The organism is Candidatus Accumulibacter necessarius, from assembly GCF_036625085.1.
The window spans coordinates 101081-118293 of record NZ_JAZKUM010000008.1 but is presented as its reverse complement, the minus strand read 5'-3'; the positions used below and the strand labels follow the sequence as shown (position 1 = coordinate 118293).

Here is a 17213-nt window from a genome sequence, read left to right as displayed (position 1 = left end):
GCAGCGCGGCAGGTCATCGGTGCCTTGCTGGCTGGTGGCGAACCTTGGCGTTCTCAGCCGATGCGGCGGAGATGAATCAGCACCGAGATTTTCGCGCCCAACCAGCCCAGGGCACTGCCAATCGCCGCCAGGATCAGGACGTCACTTCCTGACAGTCCTTGCAGGGCGAAGTTGGCACCATATAGTCGCGTCAGTTCGGCCACCGGTGGGGTCAGCAGGTGAAAGCCGGCAGTGACCAGCAGGGCGGCGCACAGGCCGCCGAGAAGACCTTGCAGCATGCCGAAATAGTGCAGAGGGCGCTGGATGTAGGTGTCGGTGGCGCCGATCAGTTTGGCGACCTCAATCTCGGCCGCCTGGGCGAGGATCTGCAGGCGAATGGTGTTGAAGGTGAGGGTCACCAGTGCCCCGGCGAAGAGGATGCCGAGCAGCATGACGACGAGCTTGCCAAGGCGAAGCAGGGCGTCGAAGCGTTTGACCCATGCCGAGTCAAGCTGGACGTGCGTCACCTTCGGCCAGCCCGAGAAGGTCTTTGCCAGACGCTCTAGTCGCTCCGGCTGCGCATCCCCCGGGGTGATGACAAAGGCGTCTGGCAGAGGGTTGCGCGGTAGGCTGGCAACGATCTCGGCCATCCCTTCGGATGCCTGCAGGCGCTTGAGGGCCTCCTCGCGCGGCACGAAACGCCAGCTTCCTGCCCGGATCTCCTGCAGCCGGGACTCGATGTCGGCGAAATCTCGCTTGCCGGCATCAAGGGTCAGGAAAATACTGATCTGTTGCACGCCCGGTGTGTCGCCGGTCAACTTGCGCAGGTTGTCGAGCGCCAGCCAGCCGCTGGTCGGCAGAGTCAGGGCGACGCCGATCACCAGCAACGACAGCAGCGAAGTGAGCGGCGCTGCCGCCAGGCGGCGCAAAGAATCGCGCAGGGCGGCAAGGTGCTGGGCGAGCCATATGCTCACGGCACAGCCCCTTCCGCGGCTTGATCATGCGCCGGTTCGCTCATGGCGCCTTTATCGAGGCGCAGAATGCGTGGCCGGTAGCTGGGCAGTGACAGCGGGTCATGGGTGGCGATGACAACGGTCACCCCGACCTGCTGAAAGGCGCGAAAGATATGGAGGATCTCGGCAGCTGAGACAGCGTCGAGGTTGGCGGTGGGTTCGTCAGCGAGGATGATTGCCGGCCGATTGACGACCGCGCGGGCAATTGCCAGACGTTGCTGCTCGCCGCCGGAGAGCGCGATCGGCAACGTCCGCTCGCGATTCGGCAGCCCCACCTTGGCCAGGGCCGCCTGTGCCCGGCGAAGTGCTTCCCTGGGTGGGTGGCCGACGATAGCCAGCGGCAACAGCACGTTGTCAAGGACGCTGCGATCGAACAGCAGTTTGCGATCCTGAAAGATCAGCCCAAGCTTGCGGCGCAGGTAGGGAATCGCGTTGCTGCGCAGCGCGGCAAGGTTCTGGCCATTGATGACGATGCTGCCCGAGGTCGGGCGCTCGATTGCGGTCAGGAGTTTGAACAGTGTCGACTTGCCGGCCCCGGAGTGGCCGGTGAGAAAGACCATTTCGCCGGCAGTGATCGCGAAGCTGACATTGCGGAGCGCTTCGCGGCCTTCCGGGTAGCGCTTGGTGACCTCGTTGGCAGCAATCACTCGAACAGTGCGTCTACAAAATCGCGGGCATTGAACGGCCGGAGATCGTCGATGCCTTCGCCGACGCCGATGAAGCGAACGGGCTTAGGGCATTGGCGGGCGATCGCGGCGACCACTCCCCCTTTGGCTGAACCGTCGAGCTTGGTCAGTACCAGGCCGGAGACCTGGATCGCCTTGTCGAAAGCCATCACCTGTTGCAGTGCGTTCTGGCCAAAAGTGGCGTCGAGGACCAGCAGGGTTTCATGCGGGCCGGACGGATCGGCCTTCTGGATGACGCGCCGGACCTTGGCAATTTCGTCCATGAGGTGCAACTGCGTCGGCAGGCGGCCGGCAGTGTCGGCCAGGACGATGTCGATGCCGCGCGCTTTGGCTGCAGCAATGGCGTCAAAGATCACCGCCGCCGGGTCGCCGGACTGCTGTGAGATGACCGTTACATTGTTGCGCTCGCCCCAGGTCTGCAACTGCTCACGCGCCGCGGCGCGGAAGGTGTCGCCAGCGGCCAGCAGGACCGACAGGCCCTGCGCCTGAAAGTGCTTGGCCAGCTTGCCGATCGAGGTTGTCTTGCCGGCGCCGTTGACGCCGGCAAGCATGATGATGAAGGGACGATGAGCGGCGAGATCCAGTACTTCCTCGAGTGGCTGCAGGAGTTCGTAGAAGATTTCCGATAGCGCTCGCTGAATCGCTTCCGGCGTATCCAGCCCGTCCCGTTTGGCGCGCATCTTGAGATGGTAGAGCAGGTGCTGGGTGGCATCGAGGCCGACATCGCTACTCAGCAGCAGCGCTTCCAGATCTTCGAGCAGCTCGTCGTCGACCTTGCCGCGGGAAAAAAGCGTTCTCAGCCTGCCGCCGAACTGTGCCCTCGTCCGCGCCAGGCCGGCCTTCAGTCGTTGCCGCCAAGGTGCCGGCGCCATGGGGGTAACGCTGTCGACGATCAATGAACCGGCAGGCGTTGGCTGCTGACCGGGGGACTTCTTGAGGAAACCAAACATGGTGCTTCCGTGTCTCAAAGACGCTCGGGTACGTCGGCAGTGGTAAGATGCCGGCCCAAACGCCCGACACCCCGGAATTCTATCAGAAGCGACTGCGGCCCATGCGTCACCCGAGATCGATTGTCCTACTGCTGCTGCTGGTAGCACCAGCGGCAGCAATGGCCAGCACCCATGAGCGGCAGCTGGCAAACGGCTTGCGCGTCATCGTCAAGGAGGACCGTCGGGCGCCCACTGTCGCCCATATGGTCTGGTACCGGGCCGGTGGCATGGACGAGACCAATGGCACCACCGGTGTTGCTCACGTGCTTGAGCACATGATGTTCAAGGGGACGCCAAGCGTCGGCCCAGGTGAGTTCAATCGTCGGGTCGCCGCCGCTGGCGGGCGTGACAACGCTTTTACCAGCCGCGACTACACCGCGTATTTTCAACAGGTGCCGAAGGAGAAGCTGTCCGAGATGATGCAGCTGGAGGCGGATCGCATGCGCCATCTGACGCTCGATGCCAATGAGTTTGCGCAGGAGATCCGGGTGGTTATGGAAGAGCGGCGGTTGCGCACCGACGATCAGCCGCAATCGCTGCTTTTCGAGCACCTGGCTGCCGTTGCTTTTCAGGCGCACCCCTATCGCGTGCCGGTGATCGGCTGGATGAGCGACCTTGAAAACATGACCGTAGCGGATGCACGCTTCTGGTACGAACAATGGTATACCCCGAACAACGCTTACGTGGTGGTGGTCGGTGACGTCGATCACCAGACCGTGTTTCAGCTTGCCGAACGACACTACGGAGCCTTGTCAGCACGCTCGTTGCCCGTTAGGAAGCCGCAGGACGAGCCCGTCCAGGCAGGAATTCGTCGGCTGACGCTGAAAGCGCCGGCAGACTTGCCGATGGTAATGATGGCTTACAAGGCGCCGGTGATCCGCAATGTGGACGAGGATGTAGACCCTTATGCGCTTGAAATGCTGTCGGCAGTTCTCGCTGGCCACGAAGCAGCCCGCTTCACCAGGCATCTGGTGCGGGAGCAGCGTCTGGCGGTGAATGCGGCGGCCAGCTATGATTCGACTGCACGTGGTCCAGGAATCTTCTACCTGTACGGCTCGCCCAGCGAAGGGAAAAGTCGGCCCCAACTCGAGGCCGGTCTGCGTGCCGAAATCGCCGCGGTACAAGACCGGGGCGTGGCTGCTGACGAACTGGCGCGCGCCAAGGCACAACTGATTGCCGGGCAGATCTACAAACTGGACTCGATGTTTGCGCAGGCAATGGAGATCGGCCAACTGGAATCGGTGGGCATTCATCACACGATGAACCGGCGCATGATCGAAAAACTGCAGAAAGTTACTGCCGAGCAGGTCCAGGCGGTTGCGAAAAAGTATTTCCGTGACGAGCAGTTGACGCTAGCCGAACTCGACCCGCAGCCATTACCACAGGTACTGCGTCCGCGTTCGCCCTTCGCACCTCGGCACTGAGAGCCTGCCGATGAATCCCGCCAAGCTTCTGACTTGTCTCTGCCTCTTCCTGGCCGCCGCACTCACCCATGCCGGACCGACGATTGAAAGTTGGCAAACGTCTTCGGGTGCACGCGTGCTGTTTGTCGAGAACCACAGCTTGCCGATTGTCGACGTCCAGGTCGACTTTGCCGCCGGAACCGCGCATGAGGCGGAAGGCAAGGCGGGCGTGGCGTCCTTGACGCAAGCACTCGTCGACCTCGGTGTCAGCGGTATGGATGAGACGCAGATTGCGAACCGCATGGCCGATCTGGGTGCCCAGCTATCGGGCGGGGTGGACACGGACCGGGCTTCGCTGAGGCTACGTACGCTGTCGATGGCTGACAAGCGTGGTCCGGCGCTGGATATGCTGACTGCCATCCTGAGTCGGCCGATATTTCCGGCGGAGGTTCTCGAACGTGAGAAGGCTCGTACGGTGGCCGCTCTCAAGGAGAGCCTGACACGTCCGGATGTGATCGCCAGCAGAGCCTTCTGGGCGGCGCTCTATCCCGCTCATCCGTATGGGCGACAGGCGACCCCGGACTCGGTGAAGGCCATCCTGCGCGACGATGTCATTGCCTTTCATCGCGCGAACTACTCGGGAAACCAGGCTACCGTTGCCATCGTCGGCGATCTGTCGCGCGCACAGGCGGCGTCGGTGGCAGAGCAACTGACTGCCGGTTTGCCGTCCGGGGGTGCCATGGCGGGCATCCCCATTGTCCAATTGCCGGCCGGTGGCGAGCAGCGAATTGCTCACCCGGCGCTGCAGGCGCACCTTTTGCTCGGCTTGCCGGCACTCAGGCGCGGCGATCCGGATTTCTTCGCGTTGGCGGTTGGCAATTATTCGCTCGGCGGGGGCGGTTTTGTCTCGCGTCTGATGAAGGAGGTACGTGACAAACGCGGTCTGGCCTACAGCGCGCACAGCTACTTTCTGCCGCTGCAGCAGTTGGGGCCCTTTCAGATCGGGTTGCAGACCAAGAAGACGCAGGCCAGCGATGCCTTGAGGGTCAGCCGCGAAGTACTGGCTGACTTTCTGGCGCAAGGGCCGACCGAGGCGGAGCTGCAGGCCGCGAAGCAGAATTTGATTGGCAGCTTTCCGTTGCGCCTCGACAGCAATCGCAAGATTCTGGAAAACGTGGCAATGATTGGCTTCTATGGTTTGCCACTCGATTATCTCGATCGCTACCCGGAAAGTATTGAACGGGTGACGGCGGTCGATATCAAGGCCGCCTTCGCGCGCCATGTGCGGCCAGAGCATCTGGTGACCGTGGTGGTGGCCGGGGAATAGCGCTCTGAATTCGCTTCGCATCATTGGCGGAGAGTGGCGGCGGCGAGTCCTCCGTTTTCCCGATGCACCAGGTCTGCGGCCAACGCCGGACCGCGTCCGTGAAACGTTGTTCAACTGGCTGGGACAGGACCTGACGGGCCTTTCCTGCCTGGATCTTTTTGCCGGCAGTGGAGCCCTGGGTTTTGAGGCCGCATCGCGTGGTGCAGCGAGGGTGGTGATGGTCGATGACTCGCCCACGGCGCTGGCCGCAATCGAGGCCAATGCCAAAATCCTGGGGGCCGATGAGCACCTGGAGATTGTGCGCTCGGATGCGGTAAGATTTGTCAAGTCCGCGGGTTCGCACTTCGACGTATTGTTTCTTGATCCACCGTTTTACAGCGGCTGGATCGACCGGCTGGCTCCGATGATGGCCGGCGTTGTGGCTGAGGACGGCGTAATCTACGTCGAGGCAGAGAGGGCTTTGGTGGGCTGCGGCAATTGGCGCACGGTGCGCCACGGCAGGGCAGGCCAAGTGTTTTATCACTTGATGCGGCGAGGCGAAGCGAATGGCGCTGAATAAGCGAGTGGCAATCTATGCAGGCACCTTCGATCCAATGACGCGCGGTCATGAGGATCTCGTTCGGCGTGCGGCCTGTCTCTTCGACCGGGTGATCGTGGCGATTGCTCAGAACCAGCCAAAAAGGCCGTTTTTCTCGCTCGCTGAACGGGTCGAAATGGCGCAGGAGGTTCTGGTGCCCTACCCGAATGCCGAAGTTGCCGGTTTTGACGGACTCCTGATGGATTTCCTGCACGCCAAAGGTGCCAAAGTGATTATCCGGGGGCTGCGGGCGGTATCAGATTTTGACTACGAGTTTCAGTTGGCAGGGATGAACAGAAACCTCTATCCGGAGGTGGAAACGGTATTTCTGACGCCGGGTGAGCAATACCTCTTCATCTCGGCAACGATGGTGCGTGAAATCGCCGTTCTCGGAGGCGATGTCAGCAAGTTTGTCCGGCCGGCAGTGCGCGAGCGGCTGGCCAAACGTGTCCGAGAAATTTCAACGATCTGAAGGAACAGCAAGCATGGCTCTGATTATTACCGACGAATGCATCAACTGCGACGTGTGCGAGCCCGAGTGCCCGAACGAAGCAATCTACCAGGGCGCGGAGATTTACGAGATTGACCCGAGCAAATGCACGGAGTGCGTCGGGCACTACGACACACCTCAGTGCGTCGAGGTTTGTCCGGTTGATTGCATCCCGAAGGATCCGGCCCACCAGGAAAATGAGGACCAATTATGGGCCAAGTACTCGAAATTGACCGGTAATCCGGGCCGCGGCTGAGCGTCGAATACGGGATTAGCTCGGCGGTCGCCGCTCCGGAGGCGGCGTTTTTCTTGCCTGCACTGGCATCGCTATTCTACCGCAGCGAGAGTCATTTCCCCGGCCCGTTCGAGCTGCGTCCTCAGGGCCATGCTCGAGTTCAAGTAACGCCCTCTCTCCAAGCCTTCAAGAGGCATCGATGTGGGCAGGGCAAGCTTCATCGGGTCCACCTGCTCGTCATTGACCCGGAACTCGTAGTGTAGATGTGGTCCGGTCGCCAACCCAGTTTGTCCGACATAGCCAATGGTATCGCCCTGGCGAACTCGAGTGTCCTTGCGAAGCCCTGCCGCGAAGTTGCTGAGATGGCCATAAGCACTTGAATAAGCGCCATGATGCTTGATCACGATGAGATTGCCATAGCCATTATTCTGATGTTCGGCGGTATCGACGATACCGCCTGCGACTGCAAGCACCGCGGTACCTCGGGGCGCTGTAATCCACGTCTTTGTGGGCTCGCCAGGTTGGCAGGATCGGGCGCAGGCGTCCTCCTGCAAAACCCAAATTGATCTGCGATAGCTCGATTGGGGAGCACAGAAAGGTCGTGCGGATGCTGTGACCGTCCGCCGTGTAATAAGCACCACCGCTCCATTCAGGCTGAAACCAGAAGGCCTGCAATGCCTTCTGATGGCGGCGGATCTCGGCCGCGAGGATGCGACCGTAGCGCACCGTCTGGCCGTGGCGGTTGAAGACCTCGTAGACCAGCGAAAAGCGGTCGCCCTTCCGGAAGTCGCGATGAAACTCGATCTCGCTACAAAAAATGGCCATCAACTGGCTGGCGACGGCTTCGGGTATGCCGGCTGCGGCGGTGGCGTCGATCCACGAGTTGCTGATCTCGCCCGACCTGACGATGGTTTGCGGTTCGAGTTCCATTGTCTGCTCACGGGTCGCGAAGTGCTTGCCGCGGCGCTCGATGACCCACATGACGTCCTTGTCGGTCAAAGGCACGGAGAGGGTCTGCAACTCGCCACTAGGGCCAGACCGGGCCATTACGGCGGTGCCCGGACGGAGTTGCTGGGCCAGGCGCCGCGCTATCCGGGCACTGTACAGAAATGCAGTGCGTCACGATCGGTAATGCCTAGACGGATCAGCAAGCTGGCCGGCGTATCGTTGCGCCGAACTTGTTCTTCTCGCACGAAGGGGTCGTCCCCGGCTTCGAGCAACGCCGCCGCCGCCGGCGACAGCTGTTCCAGAACTGTCTTCAGGTCCGCGCGAGAATGGTCCGCGGCGGGTGCGACGGCAAATGCAGCGACCATATCCAAAAACGAGAAGCTACCGACCGCAACCTCTGCCCAACGGTGCTGGAGCAGGCGGTCGATGGTCGGATGAGAATGCGGTAGAATCCGGCGCTTGACGTTATCCATAGGCTGCTGGCAAAAAAACGCCGGAGTCTAGCAAAGAAATTCCCCCACCAGAAGCACTCCAGGCAGAAGAGGGTTGCATGCGCGCTGTGGAAGAAGAGCTCAAGCTGATCAAGCGGGGGTCGGAAGAGTTGCTGATCGAGGCTGACCTGCTTGCGAAGCTGAGGACTGGCAGGCCACTGCGGATCAAGGCCGGCTTTGATCCGACCGCACCCGATCTGCATCTAGGGCACACCGTACTGATCAACAAGCTGAGGCATTTCCAGGATCTTGGTCATCACGTGATGTTCCTGATTGGAGACTTCACCGGAATGATCGGTGATCCGACCGGCAAGAACGTGACTCGACCGCCGCTGTCGCGAGAGCAGATTGTCGACAATGCGCAGACCTATCAGGAGCAAGTGTTCAAGATTCTCGATCCGGAGAGAACCGAGATCTGTTTCAATTCAGTCTGGTTTGAGCCCTTTGGTGCATCGGGGATGATTCGCCTTGCGGCCTTGCACACGGTCGCGCGGATGCTCGAGCGCGATGATTTTGCCAGGCGGTACCGTGGTGGTCAGCCGATCGCGATTCACGAGTTGCTCTACCCTCTTTGCCAAGGCTATGACTCTGTCGCAATGAAGGCGGATGTTGAACTCGGAGGCACCGACCAGAGATTCAACCTCCTTGTCGGGCGGGAGTTGCAGAAGCATTTCGGGCAGGCGCCGCAGTGCATCCTGACCATGCCACTGCTCGAAGGTCTGGATGGTGTGAACAAAATGTCGAAATCCCTCGGCAACTATATCGGAATCACCGAGCCGCCTGGCGAGATGTTCGGCAAGCTGATGTCGGTTTCCGACGACCTGATGTGGCGCTACCTTGAGTTGCTCTCGTTCCGCAGTACTGCGGTCATTGAGGGTTTGCAGCACGATGTCGCCAATGGACGCAATCCACGCGACGTCAAGGTATTGCTGGCGCAGGAGATCGTCGAACGCTTTCATGGTGCCACGGCGGCTGTTCAGGCGGTGGCCGACTTTGATGCGCGTTTCCGTCAGGGAGCTATTCCTGATGACATTCCGGAAGTGAGCTTTCTAGCCGCGGATCAGCCCTTGAGTATCGCGCAGGTTTTGAAGCAGTCGGGCTTGACTGGCAGTACCTCCGAGGCGCTGCGCATGATTGAACAGGGCGGCGTCAGAATTGACGGCACCAGGATAGACGACAAACACTTGATTTTCTCGGTCAAGGGAGCTTTCGTGCTGCAGGTGGGAAAGCGGAAGTACGCGCGGATCAGCATAGTCTGAGCACCCGCGAGGGTGTCCTAGGCCGTCTCCGCGAACATGTGCAAGGTCTCGTGTGACTGGCGAATGGTCTGTTGCACGTTTTCTCAACGAAGTGTTGACGCTGCGGGAAACGACTGTATAATGCGCCCCTCTCGCTGCTCCGGCAGCAAGGCACAGTCAGCCAGTTAGCTGACACGGCTCTTTAAAAACTAGACAACCGATAGGTGTGGGTTCTTGATCTGGGGCGATCTGCGCGAGCGGATTGTTGACGGATAGAGGTAGGACTCGCACTGATGAAACAAGCTGTTGATCTGGAGGAATCCGGGTTGATAGTACGTCGAGCGAGAGTTTTAGGAATTGAACTGAAGAGTTTGATCCTGGCTCAGATTAAACGCTGGCGGCATGCCTTACACATGCAAGTCGAACGGCAGCACGGGGGCAACCCTGGTGGCGAGTGGCGAACGGGTGAGTAAAGCATCGGAACGTGCCCTGGAGTGGGGGATAACGTAGCGAAAGTTACGCTAATACCGCATATTCTGTGAGCAGGAAAGCAGGGGATCGCAAGACCTTGCGCTCTGGGAGCGGCCGATGTCGGATTAGCTAGTTGGTGGGGTAAAGGCCTACCAAGGCGACGATCCGTAGCGGGTCTGAGAGGATGATCCGCCACACTGGGACTGAGACACGGCCCAGACTCCTACGGGAGGCAGCAGTGGGGAATTTTGGACAATGGGCGAAAGCCTGATCCAGCCATGCCGCGTGAGTGAAGAAGGCCTTCGGGTTGTAAAGCTCTTTCGGTGGGGAAGAAATTGCATGGGCTAATACCCTGTGTAGATGACGGTACCTGGAGAAGAAGCACCGGCTAACTACGTGCCAGCAGCCGCGGTAATACGTAGGGTGCGAGCGTTAATCGGAATTACTGGGCGTAAAGCGTGCGCAGGCGGTTTGGTAAGTCAGATGTGAAATCCCCGGGCTCAACCTGGGAACTGCATTTGAGACTGCCAAGCTGGAGTTTGGCAGAGGGGGGTGGAATTCCACGTGTAGCAGTGAAATGCGTAGAGATGTGGAGGAACACCGATGGCGAAGGCAGCCCCCTGGGCCAATACTGACGCTCATGCACGAAAGCGTGGGGAGCAAACAGGATTAGATACCCTGGTAGTCCACGCCCTAAACGATGTCAACTAGGTGTTGGGAGGGTTAAACCTTTTAGTGCCGTAGCTAACGCGTGAAGTTGACCGCCTGGGGAGTACGGCCGCAAGGCTAAAACTCAAAGGAATTGACGGGGACCCGCACAAGCGGTGGATGATGTGGATTAATTCGATGCAACGCGAAAAACCTTACCTACCCTTGACATGTCAGGAATCCCGGAGAGATTTGGGAGTGCTCGAAAGAGAGCCTGAACACAGGTGCTGCATGGCTGTCGTCAGCTCGTGTCGTGAGATGTTGGGTTAAGTCCCGCAACGAGCGCAACCCTTGTCATTAATTGCCATCATTCAGTTGGGCACTTTAATGAGACTGCCGGTGACAAACCGGAGGAAGGTGGGGATGACGTCAAGTCCTCATGGCCCTTATGGGTAGGGCTTCACACGTCATACAATGGTCGGTTCAGAGGGTTGCCAACCCGCGAGGGGGAGCCAATCTCAGAAAGCCGATCGTAGTCCGGATCGCAGTCTGCAACTCGACTGCGTGAAGTCGGAATCGCTAGTAATCGCGGATCAGCATGTCGCGGTGAATACGTTCCCGGGTCTTGTACACACCGCCCGTCACACCATGGGAGCGGGTTCTGCCAGAAGTAGTTAGCCTAACCGCAAGGAGGGCGATTACCACGGCAGGGTTCGTGACTGGGGTGAAGTCGTAACAAGGTAGCCGTAGGGGAACCTGCGGCTGGATCACCTCCTTTCTAGAGAAAATCTGGATTGAGAACTCACAACCTATCGGTTGTCACAGGCTGCACATGCGGAGGGTCTGTAGCTCAGTCGGTTAGAGCATCGTCTTGATAAGGCGAGGGTCGTTGGTTCGATTCCAACCAGACCCACCAGTGTATCGACGGCGGGCCACTGTGCGCGGAGGCAACGATTGGATCTTTTCGGCAAAGAGTCGGGAGGGTCGTCGCCGAACAGCGGGGGATTAGCTCAGCTGGGAGAGCACCTGCTTTGCAAGCAGGGGGTCGTCGGTTCGATCCCGTCATCCTCCACCAACCGTCAATCGTGAGCTGTCAGGCCTGCTGGGTCGATGACCCTGCAGGCCTGACTCCTTACCGGGTCTGTGCTCTTTAACAAAATGGAAGAAGGTTGTATTGCCGATATCCCGGAGAATTGGGTATTGGCGATACGGTTGTGATTGCATCGAACCCCCTTATGCAGGGGGGCACGAAATGAGTTGCCTGTAGCCGGTCTCGCAAGAGAGCTTAAGGTTATAGGATCAAGCGAATAAGTGCATGTGGTGGATGCCTTGGCGATTACAGGCGAAGAAGGACGTACAAGCCTGCGAAAAGCTCTGGGGAGCTGGCAATGAAGCTTTGATCCAGAGATGTCCGAATGGGGAAACCCACTCCGCAAGGAGTATCCCACGCTGAATACATAGGCGTGAGGAAGCGAACCCGGCGAACTGAAACATCTAAGTAGCCGGAGGAAAAGAAATCAACCGAGATTCCCAAAGTAGTGGCGAGCGAAATGGGATCAGCCTGCAAGTGATAGCGATTGCGTTAGCGGAAGCCTCTGGAAAGTGGTGCCGTAGTGGGTGACAGCCCCGTACGCGAAAACCCGATCGTGGTACCAAGCTTGCGACAAGTAGGGCGGGGCACGAGAAATCCTGTCTGAACATGGGGGGCCCATCCTCCAAGGCTAAATACTCGTAATCGACCGATAGTGAACCAGTACCGTGAGGGAAAGGCGAAAAGAACCCCGGGAGGGGAGTGAAATAGATCCTGAAACCGCATGCATACAAACAGTGGGAGCCCCTTCGTGGGGTGACTGCGTACCTTTTGTATAATGGGTCAGCGACTTACGTTCAGTAGCGAGCTTAACCGAATAGGGGAGGCGTAGGGAAACCGAGTCTGATAAGGGCGCCTAGTTGCTGGACGTAGACCCGAAACCAAGTGATCTATCCATGGCCAGGATGAAGGTGCGGTAACACGCACTGGAGGTCCGAACCCACTAATGTTGAAAAATTAGGGGATGAGCTGTGGATAGGGGTGAAAGGCTAAACAAACTTGGAAATAGCTGGTTCTCTCCGAAAACTATTTAGGTAGTGCCTCAAGTATCACCAACGGGGGTAAAGCACTGTTATGGCTAGGGGGTCATCGCGACTTACCAAACCATTGCAAACTCAGAATACCGTTGAGTGCGAGCTTGGGAGACAGACATCGGGTGCTAACGTCCGGTGTCGAAAGGGAAACAACCCAGACCGCCGATTAAGGTCCCCAAGCCATAGTTAAGTGGGAAACGAGGTGGGAAGGCTTAGACAGCCAGGAGGTTGGCTTAGAAGCAGCCATCCTTTAAAGAAAGCGTAATAGCTCACTGGTCGAGTCGTCCTGCGCGGAAGATGTAACGGGGCTCAAACTATGCACCGAAATCGCGGATATCCGTAAGGATATGGTAGGAGAGCGTTCTGTAAGCCGATGAAGGTGTCTTGAGAAGGATGCTGGAGGTATCAGAAGTGCGAATGCTGACATGAGTAGCGATAAAGGGAGTGAAAAGCTCCCTCGCCGAAAGCCCAAGGTTTCCTGCGCAACGTTCATCGGCGCAGGGTGAGTCGGCCCCTAAGGCGAGGCTGAAAAGCGTAGTCGATGGGAAACAGGTCAATATTCCTGTACCTCTTTGTAATGCGATGGGGGGACGGAGAAGGTTAGGTCAGCCGGGTGTTGGACGTCCCGGTTCAAGCGTGTAGGCAGACCTCTTAGGCAAATCCGGGGGGTCAATGCTGAGGCGTGATAACGAGTGGTCTTGTACCGCGAAGTGATTGATACCATGCTTCCAAGAAAAGCCTCTAAGCTTCAGTTACAAGGAGACCGTACCGCAAACCGACACAGGTGGGCAGGATGAAAATTCTAAGGCGCTTGAGAGAACTCAGGAGAAGGAACTCGGCAAATTTGCACCGTAACTTCGGGAAAAGGTGCGCCCTGATAGGTTGTAGCCCCTCGCGGGTGAAGGCTGAAAGGGTTGCAGTGAAATGGTGGCTGCGACTGTTTAATAAAAACACAGCACTCTGCAAACACGAAAGTGGACGTATAGGGTGTGACGCCTGCCCGGTGCCGGAAGGTTAAGTGATGGGGTGCAAGCTCTTGATCGAAGCCCCGGTAAACGGCGGCCGTAACTATAACGGTCCTAAGGTAGCGAAATTCCTTGTCGGGTAAGTTCCGACCTGCACGAATGGCGTAACGATGGCCACACTGTCTCCTCCTGAGACTCAGCGAAGTTGAAGTGGTTGTGAAGATGCAATCTCCCCGCGGTTAGACGGAAAGACCCCATGAACCTTTACTGTAGCTTTGCATTGGACTTTGAACCGACTTGTGTAGGATAGGTGGGAGGCTGTGAAGCCGGGACGCTAGTTCTGGTGGAGCCAACCTTGAAATACCACCCTGGTTTGTTTGAGGTTCTAACCACGGCCCGTGAATCCGGGTCTGGGACCGTGCATGGTAGGCAGTTTGACTGGGGCGGTCTCCTCCTAAAGTGTAACGGAGGAGTACGAAGGTACGCTAGGTACGGTCGGACATCGTGCTAATAGTGCAATGGCAAAAGCGTGCTTGACTGCGAGACCCACACGTCGAGCAGGTACGAAAGTAGGTCATAGTGATCCGGTGGTTCTGTATGGAAGGGCCATCGCTCAACGGATAAAAGGTACTCTGGGGATAACAGGCTAATACCGCCCAAGAGTTCATATCGACGGCGGTGTTTGGCACCTCGATGTCGGCTCATCACATCCTGGGGCTGTAGTCGGTCCCAAGGGTATGGCTGTTCGCCATTTAAAGTGGTACGTGAGCTGGGTTTAAAACGTCGTGAGACAGTTTGGTCCCTATCTGCCGTGGGCGCTGGAAATTTGAAGGGGGCTGCTCCTAGTACGAGAGGACCGGAGTGGACGAACCTCTGGTGTACCGGTTATGACGCCAGTCGTATTGCCGGGTAGCTAAGTTCGGAAGAGATAAACGCTGAAAGCATCTAAGCGTGAAACTCGCCTTAAGATGAGATTTCCCTGGGGACTTGATCCCCCTGAAGGGTCGTGGTAGACCACCACGTTGATAGGCTGGGTGTGGAAGCGCAGCAATGCGTTAAGCTAACCAGTACTAATTGCCCGTGAGGCTTGATCCTATAACCTTAAGCAGCAACTCAAAACAACATCACAACCCCTTCTTCCCATTTTGCGCACCACGCTACCCGCGTCGTGCGAAACCGTTATGCTTGGCGGCCATAGCCCTTTGGACCCACCCCTTCCCATCCCGAACAGGACCGTGAAACGAAGGTACGCCGATGATAGTGCATACTTCATGTGTGAAAGTAGGTCACCGCCAGGCTCCCCAAAATACAAAGCCCTCCCCGCTCAACAGCGCCGAGGGCTTTGTGCCTTTCAAACCGAGATCGCGCCGCTCTTCCACCGCCTGCCGGATCCCATCCGGGCCCCCCGAGTTCGACAAAAATACGGCCAAGTGATTGTTTGTTCTCAATTCAAGGGTTCGAAATTGGCACTACAGGCGTCTGCCGGAGGGCTCGGGCAGGGCGACGGTTTCGAACAGATCCTTCTGTTGGGGGGTGATGGCGGACAAGCCGGAGGCCGACTGGCGTTGGTGCAGCGTGACCTGGTGGTACTGGATCCGGCGGGCGATCTCCAGGGCGCGCTCAGGGGAGAGGGGACTGGCCTTCGCCTTCAGGCACAGGCGCAGCACCCGATAGAGCAGCCGTGCCAGGAAGCAGATCAAGGCATGCGCCCGGATTCGGCTCGGCAGGCGATGGAAGACCGGCGCGATCTCGATCTCGGACTTCAGGACACGGAATCCCCGTTCGATGTCGGCCAGCGCCTTGTACCGCGCCACGATCTCGGGCGGGGGAGAATCCGGAACGTTGGCAACGAGGATCAGTTTGCCATCCATCAGCCTCGCGCGCTTCAGCGCACGTTCGGCGATCTCGTAGGTGAATACTGAGGTTCCCTCGGTTTTTCGTCTGCCAAAGGGTGGATTTCATGCTACCAGTTTTTCCTGATGCTGTTTTCTGATCCAACTCTTCAAGAACTGAGCTGGCGATCTGTAGCCAAGAGTCGAATGCTGCCGCTTTCTGTGTTAAAAACCTCGATGTATTCAAAGGTGACAGCCTTGATCTCAGCGTGCGTAGCATACCGAAAGCCATGCACCCGCTCGTTCTTGAAGCTGTTGAACCAACTCTCCGTCGGCGCGTTATCCCAGCAGTTCCCTGTCCGACTCATCGAGCAAGTCATGCCATACGCCTTGAGCTTGTCCTGAAAGGCATGGCTGGCATACTGGCTACCCCGGTCGGAGTGGTGCATCAACCCCGTTGCAGGGCGCTTCCTGAACCAGGCCATGGTCAGCGCATCGGTCACGATGTCAGTCGTCATGCGCGGCTTCAGCGACCAGCCAACAACTTCGCGATTGAACAGATCAAGCACGATGGCCAGGTAGAGCCAGCCTTCGTCGGTCCACAAGTAGGTGATGTCGGACGTCCAGACCTGATTCGGCGCCCTTGGTGTGAAGTTTCTGGCCAGCAGATTTTCCGCCACCGGCAAGCCGTGTTTCGAGTCCGTCGTCACCTTGTAGCGCCGCTTGTGGCGTGCATGGATGCCGTTGTCGCGCATCAGCCGTTCGACCCGTTCCTTGCTCGCCGAGAAGCCTCTGGCGCGAAGTTCCCGAACCATGCGCGGGCTGCCGTAGGCCCCTTTGAGTTCGGCATGAATGGCCCGGATGAGCGCCAGCATCTGGCTGTCAGTCAGTCGCTTTCGATCCGGCGCACCACCACGCTTCCAGGCCCGATAACCGCTGATGCTTACGCCGAGCACCTCGCACATTTCGGCCAGCGCAAACCGCGTGCCCTGTTCGGCAATCCAGGCGTACTTCACAGAACATCCCTTGCGAAGTACGCCGTCGCTTTTCTTAGTATTTCGTTCTCCCGCTTCAGCCGGAGATTCTCAGCACGCAGCCTTGAAAGCTCCATTTCCTCCGGCGTCACGATTCTGCCGCCCGCACCGTTGAGCTTGCCTTCCGCTGCCGCCTTGACCCAGTTGCGAACGGTCTGGTCGCTCAGCCCGAGTTCCCTGCAAACTGTACCAACACTTTGCCCTTCCTTGACGCGCTTGACCGCCAGTTCCTTGAACTCGGTCGTGTATGCCTGCTTCGGTATCTTCATTTCTTGCCTTCCAAAAGTGACCTCAATTTTAAGTCACCCTTGGCAGACGAAATTTCGGGGGAAGCTCACTTGACCACTACATTGGGAGATGGGTCACATTCTTGTGAGCCTCCCAACCCCGCCCGCGGGCCAGGCGTTCGCGAAGAAACAGGGTTTGTGTCGCCCACTTGCGCTCCATGGTAGTTGCCCCACATGGTTAGCGGCAGCAGCGATATGACCGACCTACCATTGGTGTGAGCTCAAGCGAGCCCGTTTGTGAGCATGGTCTGGGAATCGTCGGCGACAGTGGTGAGCGCAGCGATGGGCATCCCGTTTAGGAGATCGAGTCGAATTTCGACGTTTCCCCTGGTGCTGCCATTCATTAACCATCGTGGAGCACATCATGGCCATGCGCAGGCGAGATGAAGAGGTAGTTCTACTTTGTCAGATTCGTATTCGCCTTCCTGTGATCTGCGTTTGTCATGTGCTAGAATGCCATACGTCGTGATTGTTTA

Annotated in this window: 12 protein-coding genes, 2 tRNA genes, 3 rRNA genes and 2 pseudogenes; 11 read left to right on the top strand and 8 right to left on the bottom strand. The window is 58.3% G+C overall.

What is annotated here, in order from left to right; all coding sequences use genetic code 11:
* Positions 1 to 53 precede the first annotated feature (53 nt).
* Genes ftsX through ftsY form a run of 3 tightly spaced genes read right to left on the bottom strand, consistent with a single transcriptional unit; the run spans position 54 to position 2628 of the window.
* Entirely contained in the window at positions 54 to 953 is a 900-nt protein-coding gene (gene ftsX, locus V5B44_RS20360) for a permease-like cell division protein FtsX (protein WP_332360881.1), read from the bottom strand.
* A complete protein-coding gene (locus V5B44_RS20355) occupies positions 950 to 1639 on the bottom strand; it encodes a cell division ATP-binding protein FtsE (protein ID WP_332360880.1) in 690 nt (229 codons plus the stop codon). Before V5B44_RS20355 ends, ftsX begins: the two co-directional genes overlap by 4 nt.
* On the bottom strand, positions 1636 to 2628 hold the full coding sequence (gene ftsY / locus V5B44_RS20350) for a signal recognition particle-docking protein FtsY (RefSeq protein WP_332360879.1): 993 nt from the start codon (positions 2626 to 2628) through the stop codon (positions 1636 to 1638). Before ftsY ends, V5B44_RS20355 begins: the two co-directional genes overlap by 4 nt.
* 47 nt (positions 2629 to 2675) lie before the next feature.
* Between ftsY and V5B44_RS20345 the strand changes: the two genes are divergently transcribed.
* The 5 genes from V5B44_RS20345 to V5B44_RS20325 are packed head-to-tail and all read left to right on the top strand — an operon-like array spanning position 2676 to position 6720.
* Entirely contained in the window at positions 2676 to 4091 is a 1416-nt protein-coding gene (locus V5B44_RS20345) for a M16 family metallopeptidase (protein WP_332360878.1), read from the top strand.
* 10 nt (positions 4092 to 4101) lie between these two features.
* Positions 4102 to 5397, top strand: a complete 1296-nt coding sequence (locus V5B44_RS20340) for a M16 family metallopeptidase (RefSeq protein ID WP_332360877.1) — start codon at positions 4102 to 4104, stop codon at positions 5395 to 5397.
* Positions 5398 to 5401: 4 nt separating this feature from the next.
* Positions 5402 to 5956 (top strand): 16S rRNA (guanine(966)-N(2))-methyltransferase RsmD, encoded by a 555-nt coding sequence (gene rsmD, locus V5B44_RS20335; RefSeq protein WP_332361012.1) that lies wholly within the window; start codon positions 5402 to 5404, stop codon positions 5954 to 5956.
* On the top strand, positions 5943 to 6446 hold the full coding sequence (gene coaD, locus V5B44_RS20330) for a pantetheine-phosphate adenylyltransferase (protein WP_434735496.1): 504 nt from the start codon (positions 5943 to 5945) through the stop codon (positions 6444 to 6446). Before rsmD ends, coaD begins: the two co-directional genes overlap by 14 nt.
* A 13-nt stretch (positions 6447 to 6459) precedes the next feature.
* On the top strand, positions 6460 to 6720 hold the full coding sequence (locus V5B44_RS20325; protein ID WP_332360876.1) for a YfhL family 4Fe-4S dicluster ferredoxin: 261 nt from the start codon (positions 6460 to 6462) through the stop codon (positions 6718 to 6720).
* 71 nt (positions 6721 to 6791) lie between these two features.
* Here V5B44_RS20325 and V5B44_RS20320 read toward each other — a convergent pair whose 3' ends face one another.
* The 3 genes from V5B44_RS20320 to V5B44_RS20310 form a co-directional block, all read right to left on the bottom strand.
* Complete coding sequence (locus V5B44_RS20320) at positions 6792 to 7172, bottom strand: M23 family metallopeptidase (RefSeq protein ID WP_332360875.1); 381 nt, start codon at positions 7170 to 7172, stop codon at positions 6792 to 6794.
* Complete coding sequence (locus V5B44_RS20315) at positions 7123 to 7704, bottom strand: hypothetical protein (RefSeq protein ID WP_332360874.1); 582 nt, start codon at positions 7702 to 7704, stop codon at positions 7123 to 7125. The genes V5B44_RS20320 and V5B44_RS20315 overlap by 50 nt, the downstream gene beginning before the upstream one ends.
* Before the next feature lie 83 nt (positions 7705 to 7787).
* Entirely contained in the window at positions 7788 to 8120 is a 333-nt protein-coding gene (locus V5B44_RS20310; protein WP_332360873.1) for a hypothetical protein, read from the bottom strand.
* A gap of 77 nt (positions 8121 to 8197) precedes the next feature.
* On the opposite strand from V5B44_RS20310, the gene tyrS reads away from it, so the two are divergent.
* The 6 genes from tyrS (at position 8198) to rrf (ending at position 14882) form a co-directional block, all read left to right on the top strand.
* The gene (gene tyrS / locus V5B44_RS20305) at positions 8198 to 9397 is read left to right on the top strand and encodes a tyrosine--tRNA ligase (protein WP_332360872.1); all 1200 of its coding nucleotides are present in this window, start codon (positions 8198 to 8200) and stop codon (positions 9395 to 9397) included.
* Positions 9398 to 9735: 338 nt separating this feature from the next.
* Positions 9736 to 11273, top strand: a 16S ribosomal RNA gene (locus V5B44_RS20300).
* A 61-nt stretch (positions 11274 to 11334) separates the two neighbouring features.
* A tRNA-Ile gene (locus tag V5B44_RS20295) sits at positions 11335 to 11411 on the top strand.
* An 83-nt stretch (positions 11412 to 11494) separates the two neighbouring features.
* Positions 11495 to 11570 (top strand) — tRNA-Ala (locus V5B44_RS20290).
* Positions 11571 to 11792: 222 nt separating this feature from the next.
* Positions 11793 to 14679, top strand: a 23S ribosomal RNA gene (locus V5B44_RS20285).
* Between the two features lie 89 nt (positions 14680 to 14768).
* Positions 14769 to 14882, top strand: a 5S ribosomal RNA gene (rrf, locus tag V5B44_RS20280).
* Together the 16S, 23S and 5S rRNA genes with 2 tRNA genes alongside form the textbook arrangement of a ribosomal RNA operon.
* 171 nt (positions 14883 to 15053) lie before the next feature.
* On the opposite strand, the pseudogene V5B44_RS20275 reads toward rrf, so the two are convergent.
* Positions 15054 to 15509 (bottom strand): annotated as a pseudogene (locus V5B44_RS20275) (IS1634 family transposase); the annotation flags it as partial.
* Positions 15510 to 15542: 33 nt separating this feature from the next.
* Positions 15543 to 16719, bottom strand: a pseudogene (locus V5B44_RS20270) (IS3 family transposase).
* Positions 16720 to 17213: the final 494 nt, after the last annotated feature.

Coding starts and splice junctions, on each gene's coding strand:
- V5B44_RS20325 (WP_332360876.1), top strand. CDS start 6,460: ATGGCTCTGATTATTACCGACGAATGCATCAACTGCGACGTGTGCGAG.
- ftsY (WP_332360879.1), bottom strand. CDS start 2,628: ATGTTTGGTTTCCTCAAGAAGTCCCCCGGTCAGCAGCCAACGCCTGCC.
- V5B44_RS20310 (WP_332360873.1), bottom strand. CDS start 8,120: ATGGATAACGTCAAGCGCCGGATTCTACCGCATTCTCATCCGACCATC.
- tyrS (WP_332360872.1), top strand. CDS start 8,198: ATGCGCGCTGTGGAAGAAGAGCTCAAGCTGATCAAGCGGGGGTCGGAA.
- coaD (WP_434735496.1), top strand. CDS start 5,943: ATGGCGCTGAATAAGCGAGTGGCAATCTATGCAGGCACCTTCGATCCA.
- V5B44_RS20345 (WP_332360878.1), top strand. CDS start 2,676: ATGCCGGCCCAAACGCCCGACACCCCGGAATTCTATCAGAAGCGACTG.
- V5B44_RS20340 (WP_332360877.1), top strand. CDS start 4,102: ATGAATCCCGCCAAGCTTCTGACTTGTCTCTGCCTCTTCCTGGCCGCC.